At 71.0% G+C, this 16,056-nt stretch carries 15 protein-coding genes and 3 pseudogenes; 11 read left to right on the top strand and 7 right to left on the bottom strand.

The genetic code is table 11. From position 1 onward, the window contains the following. The first annotated feature begins 173 nt into the window (after positions 1-173). From N5875_RS04915 to N5875_RS04935, 5 genes are all read left to right on the top strand, one after another. The gene (locus N5875_RS04915; RefSeq protein WP_338492040.1) at positions 174-1,085 is read left to right on the top strand and encodes a phosphate ABC transporter substrate-binding protein; all 912 of its coding nucleotides are present in this window, start codon (positions 174-176) and stop codon (positions 1,083-1,085) included. Positions 1,086-1,087: 2 nt separating this feature from the next. Then, positions 1,088-2,920 (top strand): phosphate ABC transporter permease subunit PstC, encoded by a 1,833-nt coding sequence (pstC, locus tag N5875_RS04920; protein WP_338492042.1) that lies wholly within the window; start codon positions 1,088-1,090, stop codon positions 2,918-2,920. 26 nt (positions 2,921-2,946) lie between these two features. Continuing rightward, entirely contained in the window at positions 2,947-3,642 is a 696-nt protein-coding gene (locus tag N5875_RS04925; RefSeq protein WP_318209781.1) for an ATP-binding cassette domain-containing protein, read from the top strand. A 161-nt stretch (positions 3,643-3,803) separates the two neighbouring features. Beyond that, positions 3,804-4,676, top strand: a complete 873-nt coding sequence (locus tag N5875_RS04930) for a DUF2182 domain-containing protein (RefSeq protein ID WP_338492043.1) — start codon at positions 3,804-3,806, stop codon at positions 4,674-4,676. A gap of 242 nt (positions 4,677-4,918) precedes the next feature. Next, positions 4,919-5,575, top strand: coding sequence for a DUF1326 domain-containing protein (locus N5875_RS04935; protein ID WP_318209420.1), 657 nt, complete (start codon positions 4,919-4,921; stop codon positions 5,573-5,575). Positions 5,576-5,672: 97 nt separating this feature from the next. On the opposite strand, the gene N5875_RS04940 is transcribed toward N5875_RS04935, so the two are convergent. Beyond that, on the bottom strand, positions 5,673-5,813 hold the full coding sequence (locus tag N5875_RS04940) for a hypothetical protein (RefSeq protein WP_338492045.1): 141 nt from the start codon (positions 5,811-5,813) through the stop codon (positions 5,673-5,675). A 388-nt stretch (positions 5,814-6,201) separates the two neighbouring features. Here N5875_RS04940 and N5875_RS04945 point away from each other — a divergent pair, with 388 nt between their 5' ends. After that, positions 6,202-6,333 (top strand): hypothetical protein, encoded by a 132-nt coding sequence (locus N5875_RS04945; RefSeq protein WP_318209421.1) that lies wholly within the window; start codon positions 6,202-6,204, stop codon positions 6,331-6,333. Between the two features lie 256 nt (positions 6,334-6,589). Further along, the gene (locus tag N5875_RS04950) at positions 6,590-6,949 is read left to right on the top strand and encodes a metalloregulator ArsR/SmtB family transcription factor (protein ID WP_318209422.1); all 360 of its coding nucleotides are present in this window, start codon (positions 6,590-6,592) and stop codon (positions 6,947-6,949) included. Between the two features lie 24 nt (positions 6,950-6,973). On the opposite strand, the gene N5875_RS04955 is transcribed toward N5875_RS04950, so the two are convergent. Further along, the gene (locus tag N5875_RS04955; RefSeq protein WP_318209423.1) at positions 6,974-7,342 is read right to left on the bottom strand and encodes a hypothetical protein; all 369 of its coding nucleotides are present in this window, start codon (positions 7,340-7,342) and stop codon (positions 6,974-6,976) included. A gap of 193 nt (positions 7,343-7,535) precedes the next feature. Here N5875_RS04955 and N5875_RS04960 point away from each other — a divergent pair, with 193 nt between their 5' ends. Continuing rightward, a complete protein-coding gene (locus N5875_RS04960) occupies positions 7,536-8,888 on the top strand; it encodes an MFS transporter (protein ID WP_318209424.1) in 1,353 nt (450 codons plus the stop codon). Positions 8,889-8,916: 28 nt separating this feature from the next. On the opposite strand, the pseudogene N5875_RS04965 reads toward N5875_RS04960, so the two are convergent. Together N5875_RS04965 and N5875_RS04970 are read right to left on the bottom strand one after the other, a co-directional pair. Continuing rightward, positions 8,917-9,919: pseudogene (locus N5875_RS04965) on the bottom strand (hemolysin family protein). Next, positions 9,916-10,215, bottom strand: a pseudogene (locus N5875_RS04970) (transporter associated domain-containing protein); the annotation flags it as partial. The pseudogenes N5875_RS04970 and N5875_RS04965, both read right to left, overlap by 4 nt. Before the next feature lie 53 nt (positions 10,216-10,268). Between N5875_RS04970 and N5875_RS04975 the strand changes: the two are divergent. Next, complete coding sequence (locus N5875_RS04975) at positions 10,269-10,628, top strand: DUF4190 domain-containing protein (RefSeq protein WP_318209425.1); 360 nt, start codon at positions 10,269-10,271, stop codon at positions 10,626-10,628. A 27-nt stretch (positions 10,629-10,655) separates the two neighbouring features. Here the strand turns inward: N5875_RS04975 and N5875_RS04980 are convergent, their stop codons facing one another. Further along, the gene (locus N5875_RS04980) at positions 10,656-12,530 is read right to left on the bottom strand and encodes a potassium transporter TrkA (RefSeq protein WP_318209426.1); all 1,875 of its coding nucleotides are present in this window, start codon (positions 12,528-12,530) and stop codon (positions 10,656-10,658) included. Positions 12,531-12,714: 184 nt separating this feature from the next. Between N5875_RS04980 and N5875_RS04985 the strand changes: the two are divergent. Continuing rightward, positions 12,715-13,146, top strand: a pseudogene (locus N5875_RS04985) (methyltransferase domain-containing protein); the annotation flags it as partial. 10 nt (positions 13,147-13,156) lie between these two features. Here the strand turns inward: N5875_RS04985 and N5875_RS04990 are convergent. Together N5875_RS04990 and N5875_RS04995 are read right to left on the bottom strand one after the other, a co-directional pair. Continuing rightward, positions 13,157-13,576 carry a (2Fe-2S) ferredoxin domain-containing protein gene (locus tag N5875_RS04990; RefSeq protein ID WP_318209427.1) on the bottom strand — a complete coding sequence of 140 codons (420 nt, stop codon included), beginning with the start codon at positions 13,574-13,576 and terminating at the stop codon, positions 13,157-13,159. Positions 13,577-13,584: 8 nt separating this feature from the next. Beyond that, positions 13,585-15,555 carry a heavy metal translocating P-type ATPase gene (locus N5875_RS04995; RefSeq protein WP_318209428.1) on the bottom strand — a complete coding sequence of 657 codons (1,971 nt, stop codon included), beginning with the start codon at positions 15,553-15,555 and terminating at the stop codon, positions 13,585-13,587. 92 nt (positions 15,556-15,647) lie between these two features. On the opposite strand from N5875_RS04995, the gene N5875_RS05000 reads away from it, so the two are divergent. Continuing rightward, positions 15,648-16,028, top strand: a complete 381-nt coding sequence (locus N5875_RS05000) for a metalloregulator ArsR/SmtB family transcription factor (protein WP_318209429.1) — start codon at positions 15,648-15,650, stop codon at positions 16,026-16,028. Positions 16,029-16,056: the final 28 nt, after the last annotated feature.

Below are 16,056 nucleotides of genomic sequence, written 5' to 3' on the forward strand. Positions count from 1 at the left end.
GTCGCCGTCATTCGTCCACGCGGTACGGGTTCCGCCGGGGCGCGCGACCGCACCCCTTCACCCTCACGACCCCAGACCCGCCTGCCACATGGGGCCCTGGCCTCGGCGATCGGCCACCGGCGTCACCCGAATCCCACCCCTTCCCTCACCGCAAAGGCACCGCCATGTCTTTCATGTCCACCGAAATCCGCCGCAGAGCGCCGCGCTTCACCGGACGGCGTGTCCGCCAGGGCGCCTCTGCCGCCTCCGCCGCTCTTCTCCTGGCCGCCGCCCTGACCGGCTGCGCCGGCTCCGCGAACGCCGGCTCGGACGCCATCCAGGCCAGCGGCTCCACCACCGTCGCCCCGGTCGCCTCCGACGCCGCCGAGGCACTGAAGGCCAAGGGCCTGAACATCACCGTCGCCACTCAGGGCGGCTCCGCCGGCGGTATCTCCCAGCTCGGCACCGGCCAGATCGACATCGCCCTCAGCTCCAAGCCCCTGTCCGACAAGGACCACAAGGCGTACCCCGACGCGGACTTCGTCACCACGCAGATCGGCGCGGACGCCGTCGGCGTCATCATCACCAGGGAAGTGGCCGACGGCGGGGTCAAGGGTCTGTCCAAGGCACAGGTGGCGGGCCTGTTCGAGGGGAAGATCACCAACTGGAAGGAGGTCGGCGGCCCCGACCTCCAGGTCTTCGTGTACGACAAGGAGCCCGGCCGGGGCACCCGTGAGGTCCTCGACAAGTTCATCTACGGCAAGGACGAGCCGCCGGCCCCGCCCAAGTCCGCGAACTACGCCATCGTCGGCGGCAACCTGGAGACCCGCAACAAGCTGAAGTCCACCCGCGGTTCCGTCGCCCCGCTGTCGACCGGCTTCATCGACGGTCACCCCGAACTGGTCGCCGTGCCTCTGGAGGGCGTCGCGCCCACCCTGGCGAACGTGGCGTCCGGCACGTACCCGATGACCCGTCCGCTGTACATGATCACCAACGGCAAGCCGAAGGGCACCGTCAAGCAGTACATCGACCACATCCTCTCGCCCGAGGGCCAGAAGCTGCTGCCCAAGCACGGCTACCTCACGCGCGAGCAGATGGGCCTCTGACCATGGGGCTCACTCTGGAGCGCCCCGCCCAGGCGCCCGGACCCGCCGCGTCGCGGCCGTCCTCCGGGAGCGGCCGCGGCAGCCGGGCGAGATGGGTCTGGGGTTGGGCGTACAGCGGCATCCTGTCCGTGCTGCTCACCCTCACGGTCCTGCTCGGCTACCTGGTCACGGGCATCGCGAGCGGAACGGTCGACTGGGCGGCCCTGTTCACCTCATCCACCTGGAGTCCGGGGACTCTCGCCTTCGGCGGCCTCGCCATGATCTACGGCTCGGCGGCCGTATGCGTCCTGGCACTGTCGCTCGCCGTCCCTGTCGGCTGGGCGGCGGCCGTCGCCTTGTCCGAGTACCTGCCGCCCCGCCTCGCCAAGCCGCTGCGCCTGAGCATCGAACTCCTGGCGGCAGTCCCCTCCATCGTCTACGGCCTGATCGGCATCATGGTGATCAGGCCGTTCGTGGCGGACCTCGGCGACGTGCCCGGCGGTGACAGCCTCCTCGCAGCCGGCATCGTCCTGGCTGTGATGATCATGCCGACGATCGTGGCGGTCAGCGTGGACGCCCTGGCCGCCGTGCCCGGCCGGTACCGGGAGACCGCGTACTCCCTCGGCCTGACCCGCCGCGAGGTCGTCCGGTCCGCCGTCCTGCCCCAGGCCCGGTCGGGCATGCGCGCCGGTGTCCTCCTCGGCCTGGCCCGGGCACTGGGCGAGGCCATCGCGGTCTTCATGGTCATCGGCCGCGCCGACGGACGGTTGCCGGAGTCGTCGGGGGACATCTTCTCCTCCCTCGTGCGCCCCGGTCAGACGCTCACCACCAAGCTGGCCGGCCCCGAGCCGATGCTCGCGGGCACCTCCGGCCCGTACTTCGCAGCACTGTGCGGTCTCGGCATCATCCTGCTGGCCCTGGTCGCCGTCGCCACCGTATGGGGCACCCGCGGCTCCACGGGACGGGCCGCGCGCGCTCCGCGTGCCCGTCGGTCCTCCGCGTGGCTGCGCACTCCGAAGGACCGGCTCACCGCCGTCGTCCGTCTCGGGGCACTGCTGCTGCCGGGGGCCCTGCTCGTCGGCATGCTCGGCATCCTGCTGGCCCGCGGCGGCGCGGCGCTCGATCCGGCCTTCTGGTTCTCGCCCTCCGAAGGCGCGGCAGGTGGCGGCATACGCGACCAGATCCTCGGTACGCTCCTGCTCCTTGCGACGACGGCGCTGATCGCGCTGCCGCTCGGTTACGGAGCGGGCGTCATGATCGGCACGCGGGCCTCCGCGAGAACCGCCCGCGTCCTGGAGACGCTGACCGTGGCGATCGGCGGGACGCCCACCATCCTGCTGGGCCTCGCGGGGTACGTCCTCTTCTGCACGACCATGGGCTGGGGCCGTTCCTGGCTGGCCGGCGCCGTGGTCCTGGTGCCCGTGGTGGTGCCGGTGGTCGCCCTCACCACCGCGGGCCGGATCCGGAGCATGCCGGCGGAGATCACCGAGGCCGCATTCGCCCTGGGCCTCACCACCTCCCAGTACGTCCGCTCCGTGGTCATCCCGTACACCTGGCCGGCCACGCTCACCGGCCTCCTGCTCGGCCTGGCCCGCGCGGCGGGCGAGACGGCCCCCCTCATCTTCACCGCCACGGTGTTCTTCGGAGCCCCCGCCCTCCCGACCGGCATCGTCAACGCTCCGGTCCAGGCCCTGCCCACGCACATCTTCACTCTGTCGCAGGACTCGGGCGCCCCGGAGGCGATCGCCCAGGCGTGGGGCAGCGCCCTCGTCCTGGTCCTGATCACCGCGGGCCTGCTCAGCCTGGCGGTCCTCCTGCGCAACCGCTTCGAAGGAGCACGACGATGGACGACGTGACGACCCGTGTCACGACCACGGACAAGATGGTCGACAGGACTGTCATCGCGGTCCGCGACCTGCAGATCCTCGACGGCACCAAGCGCCTGGTCGGACCAGTGACGTTCGAACTGGCCGCCGGATCCACCACCGGCCTGTGCGGTCCGTCGGGCGCCGGCAAGTCCACCGTGCTACGTGCCCTGGTCGACCTGCTGCCCCACGGGCTCCGCCGTCAGGGCGAGGTGGAGGTCCTCGGCCGTCCCGTCCGGTACGGCAAGGGGGACGCCGGCCTGCGCAGCACCGTCGTCCTGGTACCGCAGACCCCCGTGGTCTTCGGCGGCAGCATCCTGGACAACGCCCTGTTCGGCCTCCGTCACCTGGTACGGGCGTCCCGGACGGAGATGCACGACCGCGTCGAGCAGGCACTGCGCGAGGCGGGCCTGTGGAGCGAGATCTCCGATCGGCTGGACACGCCGGCCCAGACGCTGTCCAACGGCCAGCGCCAACGGCTCTGCCTGGCCCGGGCCTTGGCCCTCGAACCCGCGGCCCTCCTGCTCGACGAGCCGACAAGCGCCCTGGACGAACGGAGCCGCGACACGGTCGAGGAGTCCGTGGCGGCTCTGCGGGGCAACCGGACTGTCCTGCTCGTCTCGCACGACCCCGCACAGGTGGAACGGCTCTGCGACCGGACGGTCCGCATCGACCTGCCGAACACGTGGCAGCCTTCCCCGGCCGCGGTCTGAGCGCCGGCCCTCTCCGCACTCCGTGCCCGCTGGGACCGGGGCCCGCCATCGCGACGTATGCGCGATGGCGGGTTCATGTCGCTCGGACCTGCGCGTTCGCCGAGCCGGCGGTCCGCGAGGACCGCTGCCGCGCCGGTCCCGGTCGCGTCGCAGGGGGACGTGTGCTGTTCTGGAAGCAGCCGCAGGAAGGCACGCCGATGCGTCGCAGCCGGATCTCCGCCTTCGTATCCGCCCGGTCGACCGCCCCGACCGGAGCCGGCGGGGGGTTGCAGCCCAAGCGGGATCTCGCGGCCGCCTGGATCCTCGTCGTCCTGATCGCGGTGCCCGCCTGGGTTCTGACGATCGGTCAGGCCCGGGACATGGGCGTCGAGCCCGGCACCATGGGGATGACGCTGCCCCTGTTCCTGCTGCTCTGGGTGACGATGATGGCGGCCATGATGCTTCCGTCCATGGCACCGGTGGCCATCACCTGGGTACGTGGGATCGGCCGCCAGTCCTCCGGCTGGACCCGGACCGCCCGCACCGTCGAGTTCGTGGGCGGATACCTGCTCGTGTGGACCGCCTTCGGACTACTCGCCTATGCGGCCCTGGCCATCACGGGCGGCCTGGTGGACGACCATCCCACCGCCGGACGCTGGATCGGTGCGGTCGCCTTCCTGCTCGCCGGCCTGTATCAGCTCGGTCCCCTCAAGAACGTCTGTCTGCGGCACTGTCGTGACCCGCTGAGTCATCTGGTGCGTTACGCCGGCTTCCGGCGACCGGCCCGCGACCTGCGGGTGGGCGTCCACCACGGCGCGTACTGCGTCGGCTGCTGTGCCGGGCTGATGGTCGTCTTCGTTCCGCTCGGCATGATGAACGTGGCGGCGATGGCCGGACTGGCCGTGGTGATCTTCGTGGAGAAGCTGTGGTCCCGGGGCGTCCTCCTCAGTGGTGTCGTGGGCATCGCCTTCCTCGTCCTGGCGTTGCTCGCACCGTTCCAGGACTGGATGCTGCCTGGGCTGGAGGGCTCGATGCCACCCATGGACGGCATGTAATCCTCTGTGCGCACGCGGTAATGCCGTCGGACACCGGCACGTCAGGGGGAGGCGGCCCTCGGGCGTGCCCACCAGCCGGACCGGGCTGGGGCGCGGGCCACCGCTGACGTCGGCCGGTTTCCCGCCGGGCACGTGAGGTGCAAGCTGGAAGGGAGACCGTCCTCCGATCCCCGGAACGGGCTCGGGAAGCGCGGTCTCGCCACTCCGAGTGAGCTCCTCGGGGCTCGGCTGGAGGAAGCGACATGACACAGCAGGCCACCACCGGCACGCGCTGGCATCTGGCCGGCGACTGGTTCGACGTATGCAAGTGCGCGATTCCGTGCCCGTGCACGTTCGCGCAGCCCCCGACCTACGGCGACTGCGAAGGCGTCATGGTCTGGCACATCCGGGAGGGCAACTTCGGGGAGGTACGGCTCGACGATCTCAATGTCCTGATGCTCGGGTCGTTCGAGGGCAACCCGTGGGCCGGCACGCATACCGAGCCCTACGCCGCGGTCTTCCTGGACGAGCGTGCCGACGACCGGCAGCGGGCCGCGCTCGGGACCGTCTTCGGCGGTGAGGCGGGCGGATGGCCGGCGGAGTTCGTGGCGATGTTCCACCCCGAGATGCGGGGCATGGACGTCGTCCCCATCCACGTGGAGATCGACGAGGATCTCGCCGCGTGGCGAGCCGAGATCCCGGGCCGTGTCACGGCGACCGCCGAGGCGCTCACCGGCCCGACCACCCCGAACGGCGCACGCGTCCAGGTCCTCAACTCGCCGGGCTCCGAGGTGGGGCCGGGCCAGATCGCCACATGGGGGCGGTCCACCGTCGACCGCGCGGACGCGTTCGGCTTCGCCTGGGAACGCACCGGGAAGTCGAGCAAGCACTTCCCCTTCGACTGGAGCGGCCCTGAGTGAAGAGCCCATCTGCCCGACCCGGCCACGTAGGCGCGCAGCCCCAGGACTGCCTGCCGCCCGGGACACCGGGGCCCGATGCCGTCGATGGCGCCGTCCATCAGCCGAGGACGAACTCCTCGACCCGCGAGCACTGACGCTGCCCGACCGGGAAGCGCTCGCCGAGCCGGCCGACGCGCTCGTGGCCGCCTCGAACGGCGAGTACCGGGCCTGGGGCGAGCCGCCACGACCTCCGGCACACCGGACTCACCTGGTTCGCCACCGCCGTCGGTGCCGCCCTCTCGGCACACCTCAGCGTGCTCCGCGCGCCGCGGTCCCTGCCGAGCCCTGTCGTGGTCGCGCGCTGACCGGTCAAGGGCGAGTTGACCCTCAAGCGGTCCCCCAAAACGGTCAAGGGGCCGTTTCAGATTGCTCTGAAACGGCCCCTTGACCCACGACTTCGAAAAGTCGGGACGACAGGATTTGAACCTGCGACCCCTTGACCCCCAGGAGTGAGAGTCAAGGGTATTTTCTGGATATAGCGGACTTAATCCGGGCGTAGGTTGTGCACGCGAGGGCCCATCGTGCACCGCCGCGCACACCGTGTGGTCCCCAAGTGGTCCCCAGGGTCAACGCTCCAGGTCATCGTCATGGAGCACGCCGACCTCGACGACGAGCCTTTCCGCAGTGCGGTCCAGGCTCGTTGGAGGCGCAGCAACGGCGAAGCACTGGTCCCCTATGGATGGATCACAGAAGACCTGATCGACGAATCTGGCGAGTGACAGCACGCAGTCCGCATCGCCCACGACGGGGCTTCGGCATGGCGGCGCTGGCGTTGAGGCATCCGCTCAGATCCCGCCGGCTCGTCTGCGTCCTCTGGCCGGGCGCCCTCACCACACTGCAGGTGTCTCCTGCAGCGGCCTGTGCGGACCCCCTTCGGAACCGGCGCTCCAGCCCCTTCCCAACCGCCCATGCGGAGATGGGCTGCGTGCGACATCCGTCGCGGTGCCGCCCGTGCCGTGCGCCTACGATGCTTGCATGTCCTCACGCGACACCTCTCCAGCTGCCACTTCTGCGCATCAGCACACCCCCAGCTCTCGCGAGCTTCTGGCGGCGGCCGGCGTCTTCGCGCTGCTCGCCGACGCGACCCGGCTGCACCTGGTGTGGCTGCTGGCCCGCGGGGAGTCGGACGTGACCGCGCTCGCAGAGGCGGTCGGCGCCGCCCGGCCCGCGGTCAGCCAGCATCTGGCGAAGCTCCGGCTCGGCGGCCTCGTCGAGTCGCGTAAGGAAGGCCGTCGCGTGGTCTACTCACTGCCGGACGGCCACCTCAAGCGCCTGGTCGTCGAGGCGATCAGCCACGCCGACCACCAGGTGACCGGCGAACCCTGGCACGACTGAGGCCGGCTGCGGGTCGCCAGGACCTCAGTACAGGTAGACGTCGACGACCAGGGCGGCGAGTCCGGCGAGGAGAGCGCCGCCGACCGCCCGACGGGCCGGCTCGGCTCGCAAGGGGCCGAGCCCCAGCACGAGGGCTGCGGCTGCCAGGGCGAAGACACCGGAGCCGGTGTCCTGCCAGCTGACGGGAAGGACCGCCAAGGACGCGTCGGTGAAGAACCGGTCCCCGTGCGCGGCGCGCAAGATGCCGTTCCAGGCGATCGCTCCGGCCGCGGCCGCGAGGGCTCCCATGATGATGGCGGCCGGCCGTCGAGGGCGCAGGGCGAGTGCGAGCAGCAGGGCGGCCACGATGGCGGAGAGGGCTGCGCCGTAGAGGATCTGGGGCCAGTCGATCATGATGTGATCCTTCCGCGTTGGCCACAGGAGGACCGCGAGGATCGGCCACCCGGATCGCCCGCAACCACCATGCTTGCAGCGCGGCGAGGGCACGGTCAGCGCCGCCATGCCGGACCCCACAAATCAATAGGTGCGCACATATGCACGCTTCGGCTAGGCTGGAATCACCTGCTGCCGACCGAGGGATGCCCGCATGCTGTCCGTCCTGAGGAACCGCACCTATCGCCACCTGTTCACCGCCCAGGTCGTCGCCCTCGTGGGCACCGGTCTGGCGACCGTGGCCCTGAGCCTGCTCGCGTACGACCTCGCCGGCGGGAGCGCCTCGGCTGTGCTGGGCACCGCCCTGGCCATCAAGATGGTCGCGTACGTTGGCATAGCCCCGCTGATCAGTGCCTTCGCCGACCGGATACCCCGGCGGGCGCTGCTCGTCACCATGGACCTCATCCGTGCGGGCGTCGCCCTGACCTTGCCGTTCGTCACCGAGGTGTGGCAGGTCTACATCCTGATCTTCCTGCTCCAAGGCGCGTCCGCTGTATTCACCCCTACCTTCCAGGCGACCATCCCCGAGGTACTGCCCGACGAGGACGACTACACCCACGCCCTGTCGCTCTCCCGGCTCGCCTACGACCTGGAAAGCCTCTTCAGCCCCGTACTGGCCGCCGCGCTGCTCTCGCTCGTCTCGTACAACTGGCTCTTCACCGGCACGGCCGCCGGTTTCGTGGTCTCCGGAGTCCTGGTCGTCTCCGTCCTGCTGCCCAAGCCCCTGCCGGTCGAACGCACCGGCGGCGTCTACGCGAAGGCCGCCTTCGGGACCCGCCTCTTCCTCGCCACCCCACGCCTGCGGGCCCTTCTCGCGCTCGACTTCGTGGTCGCGGCCGTCGGCGCCATGGTGCTGGTCAACACGGTCGTCCTGGTGAGGGACACCCTCGACCACTCGGCCGGTGACGTGTCACTCGCGCTGGGGGCGTACGGGGCCGGCTCGATGATCGTCGCGCTGCTGCTGCCGCGGGCCGTCGGACGCCTGGGTGACCGGACTCTGATGCTGCCCGCCGCCTTCGCCATGACCGGCGCGCTCGCATTGCTGGCGGCCATTCTCGGCGGAGGCGCGCTGACGTGGCCGCTCCTGCTGGCCGCCTGGCTGGTCATCGGGGCCGCAACCTCCGCGATCCTCACCCCCGGCGGACGACTGCTACGCCGCTCCGCGGCGGCACCGGATCTGCCCGCGGCCTTCGCCGCCCAGTTCTCCCTCACGCACGCCTGCTGGCTCGTCACCTACCCGCTGGCCGGCTGGCTCGCCGCCCAGGCCGGCCTGGCCGTGTCAGCCGCCGTGCTCACCGCCATCGCCCTCGCCGCCGCCGCGGTCGCCGTACGCCTGTGGCCGCGTACCGATCCCGCGGAGCTGACGCACTCCCACCCCGATCTACCCGGCGACCACCCTCACCTCGCCGATGTCCCCGGCCGCAGTCACAGCCACACCTTCCACATCGACGCCCTTCACCAGCGGTGGCCTGCGCACACACCCGTACGGGAGCGGTCCGCGGCGTAATACGCAGCCGGTGGCCGGACGGCGTCGATCAGGACGCCGTCTGCGGACCCATCAGCCGGACCAGCAGGTCGTCGAGACTGACCAGTCCCGTCACGGTTCCTCCCCCATCCCGTACCAGCGCCAGAGAAGCACGGCGGCGGCGCAGCTGCTCGACGGCGTGCGAGACCGTGTCGGTGCCGGCGAGCTCGGGTACGGGGCGGACGAGGTCGCGGGCCACGGCGTTCCGGCCGCGGGAGGCGGCGACGAGAGCGTCGCGTGCGTGCACGGACCCCAGGATCCGGTCCGTCTCCCGTACGAGGAGGCGGGAGCGGCCGGCGTCGGCCGCGCGCTCGAGGACGGTGTCAAGGTCGGCGTCGGCGGCCGGCGTCTGCAGCTCGGCGACCGGGGTCTGGGGCTCGGTGAGCGAGCGGGTGATCAGCTGCGAGTCCGTCTTGTTGATCAGGCCGAGTCGCTCGGACTCCTCGACGAGGTGGGTGAGCTGCTCGCGGTTGTGGACGGCGGCCAGTTCGTCCCGTGGCTGCACACGGCCCATCCGTACAAGTGCGTTGCTGGACCTTGTTCAGCAGCCAGATGAGCGGCCGGACGGTCTTGACCAGGGCCCGGAAGGGCGGGGTGAGGAGCATGGCGGAGCGCTCGGGGTGGGCGATGGCCCAGGACTTCGGGGCCAGCTCGCCGACGACCATGTGGAGGAAGACCACGATGATCATGGCGACGGCGAAGGAGACGGCATAACTGAGGCCGGTGGGCGGACCGAGCTTGACCAGCAGCGGGTCGAGCTCGTGGGAGACAGCGGGCTTGGAGATGGAAGCGAGGCCCAGGGTGCAGATGGTGATGCCGAGCTGGGCGCCAGCGAGCATCAGCGACAGCTCGCGCATGCCCGCGAGCGCCGCCTTCGCACCGCGCTGCCCGTCGGCGACGGCCTTCTCGATGCGGTGGCGCTTGGCCGCGACGAGGGCGAACTCGGCGGCGACGAAGAAGCCGCTGCCGATGAGCAGCAGCACGGTGATGAAGAGAGCCATGGGGAAGCTCATGCCTGGGCCTCCTCGGCCTGCTCGGCGGCGTCGGCGGACCGCTCGATGCGGACGCGCTCGGGGACGTGGCGGTCGAGGCTGAGGAACTCGATGCGGACGTCGTCGACGGTGAGGGTGTCGCCGATCGTCGCGAAGCGGCCGAGGCGGTCGATGACCAGGCCGGCCACGGTGTCGTAGTCCTCGTCCTCGGGCAGGGCGATGCCGGTGGCGTCCTCGACCTCGTCGAGTCGGCGTCCGGCGTCGATCCGCCAGCCCGCCACGTCGGGCACGGCCGGGGCGACGACCGTGGCCGCCTCGGTTCCCAGGGCGACTGCAACCTCCTGATCCCCCTGCTGTTAGGGTCCCCGACATGATCGAAACGGGGGACGCCGTTCCGGCCGAGCCGGAGAACCGGGCAGCGAACATCAGCGTCGGGGCCGCGGTGTTCGCGGTGATCGTGGCCAGCGGCAGCGTGTGGGGCTCGGCGGGCACGCTCTACGTTCCCCTGACGCTCGGCTGGCTGGTGCTGGTCGAACTCTCCTCCCTGACCGCGATCGTCGCCGGGCACGTCGCCCGCCGTCGGGCGAAGCGCCAGGGATTGGGAGGGCGCTGGTGGGCTCTCGGAGCAATCGTCACCGGTTGGTTGTGTGCTCTCTACGCACTGCTCGTCACGTTGGTGGCGGTCGGCCTGGTGGTGGGTCTGGCGGTCCTGTTCGACCACATGAACTGACCTGGCCCTTCGCGCACGGCGGGGGTCCTAGCCCTCCGCGAGGACGACGATCGCATCCGCGGGCCCGAGGGTCAGGGGGGCGGTCTTCGACGGATTGAGGAAGATCCCGTAGTTGGGCGGGGCCTCGCCGTGTCGGGCGAGACGATAGCCGATCGCGGTCTCGCCCTCCCGCCGGGCCGCCTCGACGACGGTGGCGAAGTCGGCCTCCGCGCCGAGGACGACGTAGTCCGACGCCGGCTTGAGGTAGATCTCCGAGCCCTCCGGGTTGAAGAGGTCGGTGAAGACGTCGTACAGGTCGCGGTTCTCGCTCAGCTGGGTCAGGAGCAGGCTGATCACCTTGGTGCTGACGATGAAGTCGTCGGCCTTGGTCACTTGGGCGACCTCGCGGTTGGCGTCGTCGTTCATCTCCGTGACGATCGAGTACGGGTCGCCGAGGCGCACCTCGATGTCCCGCAGGTGGAGCAGGGTCACGAGCGTCCGGTCGTCGGCCGGGCCGGGCGCGATCGTGTCGTCGGAGAGCACGACGATGTGCTGGTAGGCGCCCAGGTTCAGGGTCTCCAGCGAGGACCTGCGGGTGGGTTCGCAGTGCTTGTAGCCCACGGTGAGGTTCACCGTGGGCTGTTCCAGCGCGGTGTCCGGGCGGCGGGGCGCGGCGATGTCCAGGGTGGATCCGGGCTGGACGAAGCTGTCGAGGAGCGTGACGAGCTTGCTCGTACGGGAGTTCTCGCCGATGAGGAGGGTGCGGTCGCGCCGTGGCGGCTCGGCCGGGGCCGAGGTGATGGCCGATTCGACGATCCGGGGAGGAGTCCGGGCGAGCCGGATGAGCAGGTCGTCCTGCGCGATGACGAGCAGTTGGTCGCCCGGGCCGATGAGCGTGTCCATGGGCGGGTTGACGAGTACCGCGCCGTCCGCCCGCCGCAGTCCGGCGGGAGCGCCGACTTCGTAGGCGTGCAGCGCCGTCCCGTATGTGGCCCCGACCAGGGCGGGCTCCTCGCGGAGGTAGAACTCGTTCCCGACGAAGCTGAGCAGTTCGTTGAAGACGCCCGACAGACCGGTCTGGCGGTGCGCCTGGGCGATGAGGCGTACGGCGATGTCCTCGGCGTCGATGACCAACGCGCCCTCGCCCGCGGCCAGTCGGGCCGCGGCGATGTTGTCCGAGTCGTGCACGGCGGCGACGATGTCCGGCCGGGCGCCCCGCCATGGCCGGCTGTTCAGCAGCAGCAGGACCTTGATGACCTCGACGTCCTTCTCCTCGTCGGCCGACGGCAACACCATGATCGACTTGGCCGTGTCCGGGCTGACCAGTTCCAGGTCGGTCCGGACGAGCGGGCTGCCGGAGCGGCAGATAACGCGGGTGCTGCCGGTGTCCGGGATCCGGGCCCGGATGGCGTCCTCCATGAACACCTTGTCGCGGTCCGCGAGGAGCACGACACACGAGCGCCGTTCGCTCTGGTTCGCCTCCACGAGCTCCGCGATGACCGTGAAGACCTGGTCGGACCAGCCGAGGACGATGGTGTGACCGCGTTCCATGAGCTGCGACCGGCCTTTGCGGAGCTCGTGGATCTTCTGGTTGAGGCCGGTGGTCAGGACACCGATCAGGGCGCTGACGAGGAAGATGCCGCCGATCGTCACCACCAGCATGAGGCCCAGGAAGACCGGGCTGCCGGTGTCCCCGCCCATGGTGCCGGCGTCAAGCGTGCGCAGCAGACTCATCCACGCCACGCCGAACCAGCCGCCGTTGTCCTCGGCGTCCGTGTCGGTGAACAGCACGACCAGGGTCGAGGCGAGCGCGATGAGCAGTACCGAGGCCAGCGCCAGCCAGCTGATCAGCGCCGGTGTTCCCCGGTCCATCGTCCCGTCGAACCAGTACCGAAACCGGGTCCGCAGCCTGTCGCGCGCCACCGAATGTCCCCCGCCCCGCGCCATCCGTCGTCTTCGTGCGGCACAGGTCGTTCCCGTGGCTCCGACCTGGCGCGGTTGATCATTCTTTCAGACCTCGGAGGCGGCATTCGCCGACGAATGCGCTGGGACCCGGGCTCGCGTCAGCAACCAGGGCCAAGTCGGCTCCGGCACCGGTCCCTTGTCGTACGAGATCTACGAGACAGCGGCCCCCTGGGCCGACTACCTCGTGGACACGTTCAAGGTGGTCGCCCAACCGACCTCAGGCAGCAGCCTCGCCCCCACGCCCGACGGGAGCATCGACCTCGTCCAGGCCCACAAGGTCTTCAACACCGTGACCTTCCTCAATGCCTCCCGCTACTTCTTCGAGATGGCACGCGTCACGCGACCCGGCGGCCGGATCGTCTTCGACGTCATGACGGAGACCTGCCTGGACCCGACGACGGTGCGCGCCTGGGCGACGAAGGGCGGGGTGGGACACGACTCCTACCCGGCCGCCATGCCCCGCCAGACGTGCGTGGACCTCTTCGCGACCCTCGGCTGCGCCCTGGAGGCCAGCTTCCCGGCCCGCATGGGCTTCGCCTCCACCGAAGTCCTCGTCTTCGGAAAGGGGGCCTGACGACCGGGCCCTATCCGTTGGGCAGTTCGGCGCGGACGCGGCGGGCGGGGCTGAAGGCGTAGAGCTCGAGGACACCGGGCGGGTCCGCGAGGCCGGGACCACCGGCCTCGATCCAGGCGGCGATGTCGGTGGCAGCGTCCTCGTCGTGGACGAGGCCGAGCCAGACCGGCCGGCCGCCCGCCGCGCGTCCGGCGGCGGAGGGCTGGACGACGATGACGTTGGCGCGCTCGCAGGAGTCCAGGCAGCCGGTGACCCGGACCTGCGCCCCGTCCGGCATGGTGCGGCGCAGGGCCGCCAGTTGTGCGGCGTGGTCGACGCCGGGGATCTTGGGTCTGCCGCAGCAGCAGCCTCGGCACACCGCGACCGTGCAGGAGGCCGCCCCCGCCCGTGTGGGGGCGGCCTCCTTGCGCTTGTTCGTACGGAGGCTCATCGCACGTCCTACCGGGTCTCTGGGCGGGCGCGGCGCCAGGCGCCGTCGGCGAGCAGGCGCAGGCCGTTGAGGCCGACGAGGACGGTGGAGCCCTCGTGTCCGGCGACGCCGAGCGGCAGGGGCAGGGTGCCGACGAGGTCCCAGACGGCCAGGACGGCGATGAAGGTGCCCGCGATGACGAGGTTCTGGATCACGAGCTTGCGGGCGCGACGGGAGAGGTTCACGGCGGTGGGGATGGTGGCGAGTTCGTCGCGGACGACGACGGCGTCGGCGGTCTCCAAGGCCAAGTCGGAGCCGGCCCGGCCCATGGCGATGCCGGTGTGGGCGGCGGCGAGAGCCGGGGCGTCGTTGACGCCGTCGCCGACGACGAGGACCTTGGCGCCGCTGTTCTGGAGTTCGTGGACGGCGGCGACTTTCTCCTGGGGCAGCAGTCCGGCCCGTACGTCGGTGATGCCGACCTCGGCGGCGAGACGGGCCGCGGCGCGCGGGTTGTCGCCGGTGACCAAGACCGGGGTGCGGCCCGTCAGTTCGGCCAGCGCGCGGGTGGCGGTGGCGGCCTCGGGACGGAGCCGGTCGGCGATCCCGAGGGCGCCGGCCGGGCGACCGTCGAGGGTGACCACGACGGCGGTGCGACCCTCCTCCTCCAGCGCGGCGGCCAGGACCGCGGCCGGGTGGGCCGGTTCGTCGAGGAGGCGGGCGGGGCTGCCGACTGCGACGGCATGGCCGTCGACAGTGGCGGTGACACCGGTGCCGGGCGTGGAGGTGAAGTCCTCGGCCGCCGGCAGTTCCAGGCCACGGGCGCGGGCGGCGTCCACCACAGCGCGGGCGAGGGGGTGTTCGCTGGGGTGCTCGGCTGCCGCCGCGAGGCGCAGGAGCGCGTCCTCGTCGAGGCCGGAGCCGTCCAGGGCACGCAGGTCGGTCAGCCGCGGGGTTCCCTCGGTCAGGGTGCCGGTCTTGTCGAGCGCGACCGCGTCGATCTGGCCCAGGCGCTCCATGACGACGGCGGACTTCACCAGGACACCGTGGCGGCCGGCGTTGGCCATCGCCGACAGCAGCGGCGGCATGGTGGCAAGAACGATGGCGCACGGGGAAGCCACGATCATGAAGGTCATCGCCCGTAGCAGCGTGGACTGGAGCTCCGCGCCCATGAGCATCGGGATCACGAAGATCAGCAGCGTGGCGGCGACCATGCCGAGGCTGTAGCGCTGCTCGACCTTCTCGATGAACAGCTGGGTGGGCGCCTTGGTCGCGGCGGCCACCTCGACCATCGCCACGATCCGGGCGATCACCGACTCGGACGGGTCGCGTTCGACCTTCACGCGCAGGACGCCGGAACCGTTGAGGGTACCGGCGAAGACCTCGTCGCCCACCTGCTTGGCGACCGGCAGCGGCTCGCCAGTGATGGTGGCCTGGTCGACGTCGCTGGCGCCGTCGAGTACCCGGCCGTCGGCCCCGATCCGCTCCCCCGGCCGTACGAGAACGATGTCGCCCACGGCGAGATCCGCCGCTGGGACGGTCTCCTCCGTACCGTCGTCCGCCACGCGCGTCGCTGTCTCCGGTGCCAGGTCGAGCAGTCCGCGTACGGAGTCGGCGGTGCGGGCGGTGGCGACGGCCTCCAGGGCCCCCGAGGTGGCGAAGATGACGATCAGCAGCGCACCGTCGAGGACCTGCCCGATCGCGGCCGCGCCGACGGCCGCTACGACCATCAGCAGGTCGACGTCCAGGGTCTTGTCCTTCAGGGCCTTCAGGCCCTCCCAGCCCGGCTCCCAGCCGCCGGTGACGTAGCTCGCGGCGAACAGCGGCCCCCACAGCCACGACGGTGCGTCCGCCAGGTACAGCGGGAGGGCGAGCAGGAACAGGACCAGCGCCGCAAGCGCCCAGCGGGCCTCGGGGAGGGCCAGGATCCGAGTGCGCCGACGCGGTGGCGCGGAGCCCGGTCCGGCAGCAGCCGTCGAGGGCCGTTCCAGGACAGAAGACATGACAAAGCAACCCTTCGCGGGCGGATGGGCAACCCACCCACCATACAAGAACACCTGAACAGGTCTTCATGTCTCGTCCGTATCATGGTCGCATGGGCCACGGAACGAACGCCAACAGCACCACCCGCGAACGTCTCGACACGGTCGGTGCGACCGACGTCGCCGCGACCCTCCAGGCCCTCGCCACACCCTCGCGCCTGTACATCCTGGCCCGCCTGCGGGAAGGACCCTCCTCGGTCGGCGAGCTCGCCGCGGCCGTCGGAATGGAGCCCTCGGCCTGCTCCCACCAGCTCCGCCTACTGCGCAACCTCGGCCTCGTGACCGGTGAGCGACACGGCCGCTCGATCGTCTACGCGCTCTACGACAACCACGTCGCCGAACTCCTCGACCAGGCGCTTTACCACGTCGAGCACCTGCGCACCGGCACCCGCGACCTCCCCGCCGAACTCACCGCTCCGGCCACAGCCGACTAGCGCGGAGCGAGGAGGTCGTGAAGGCGGA

The organism is Streptomyces sp. SJL17-4, assembly GCF_036826855.1.
In the GTDB taxonomy this organism is placed as follows: Bacteria; Actinomycetota; Actinomycetes; order Streptomycetales; family Streptomycetaceae; genus Streptomyces.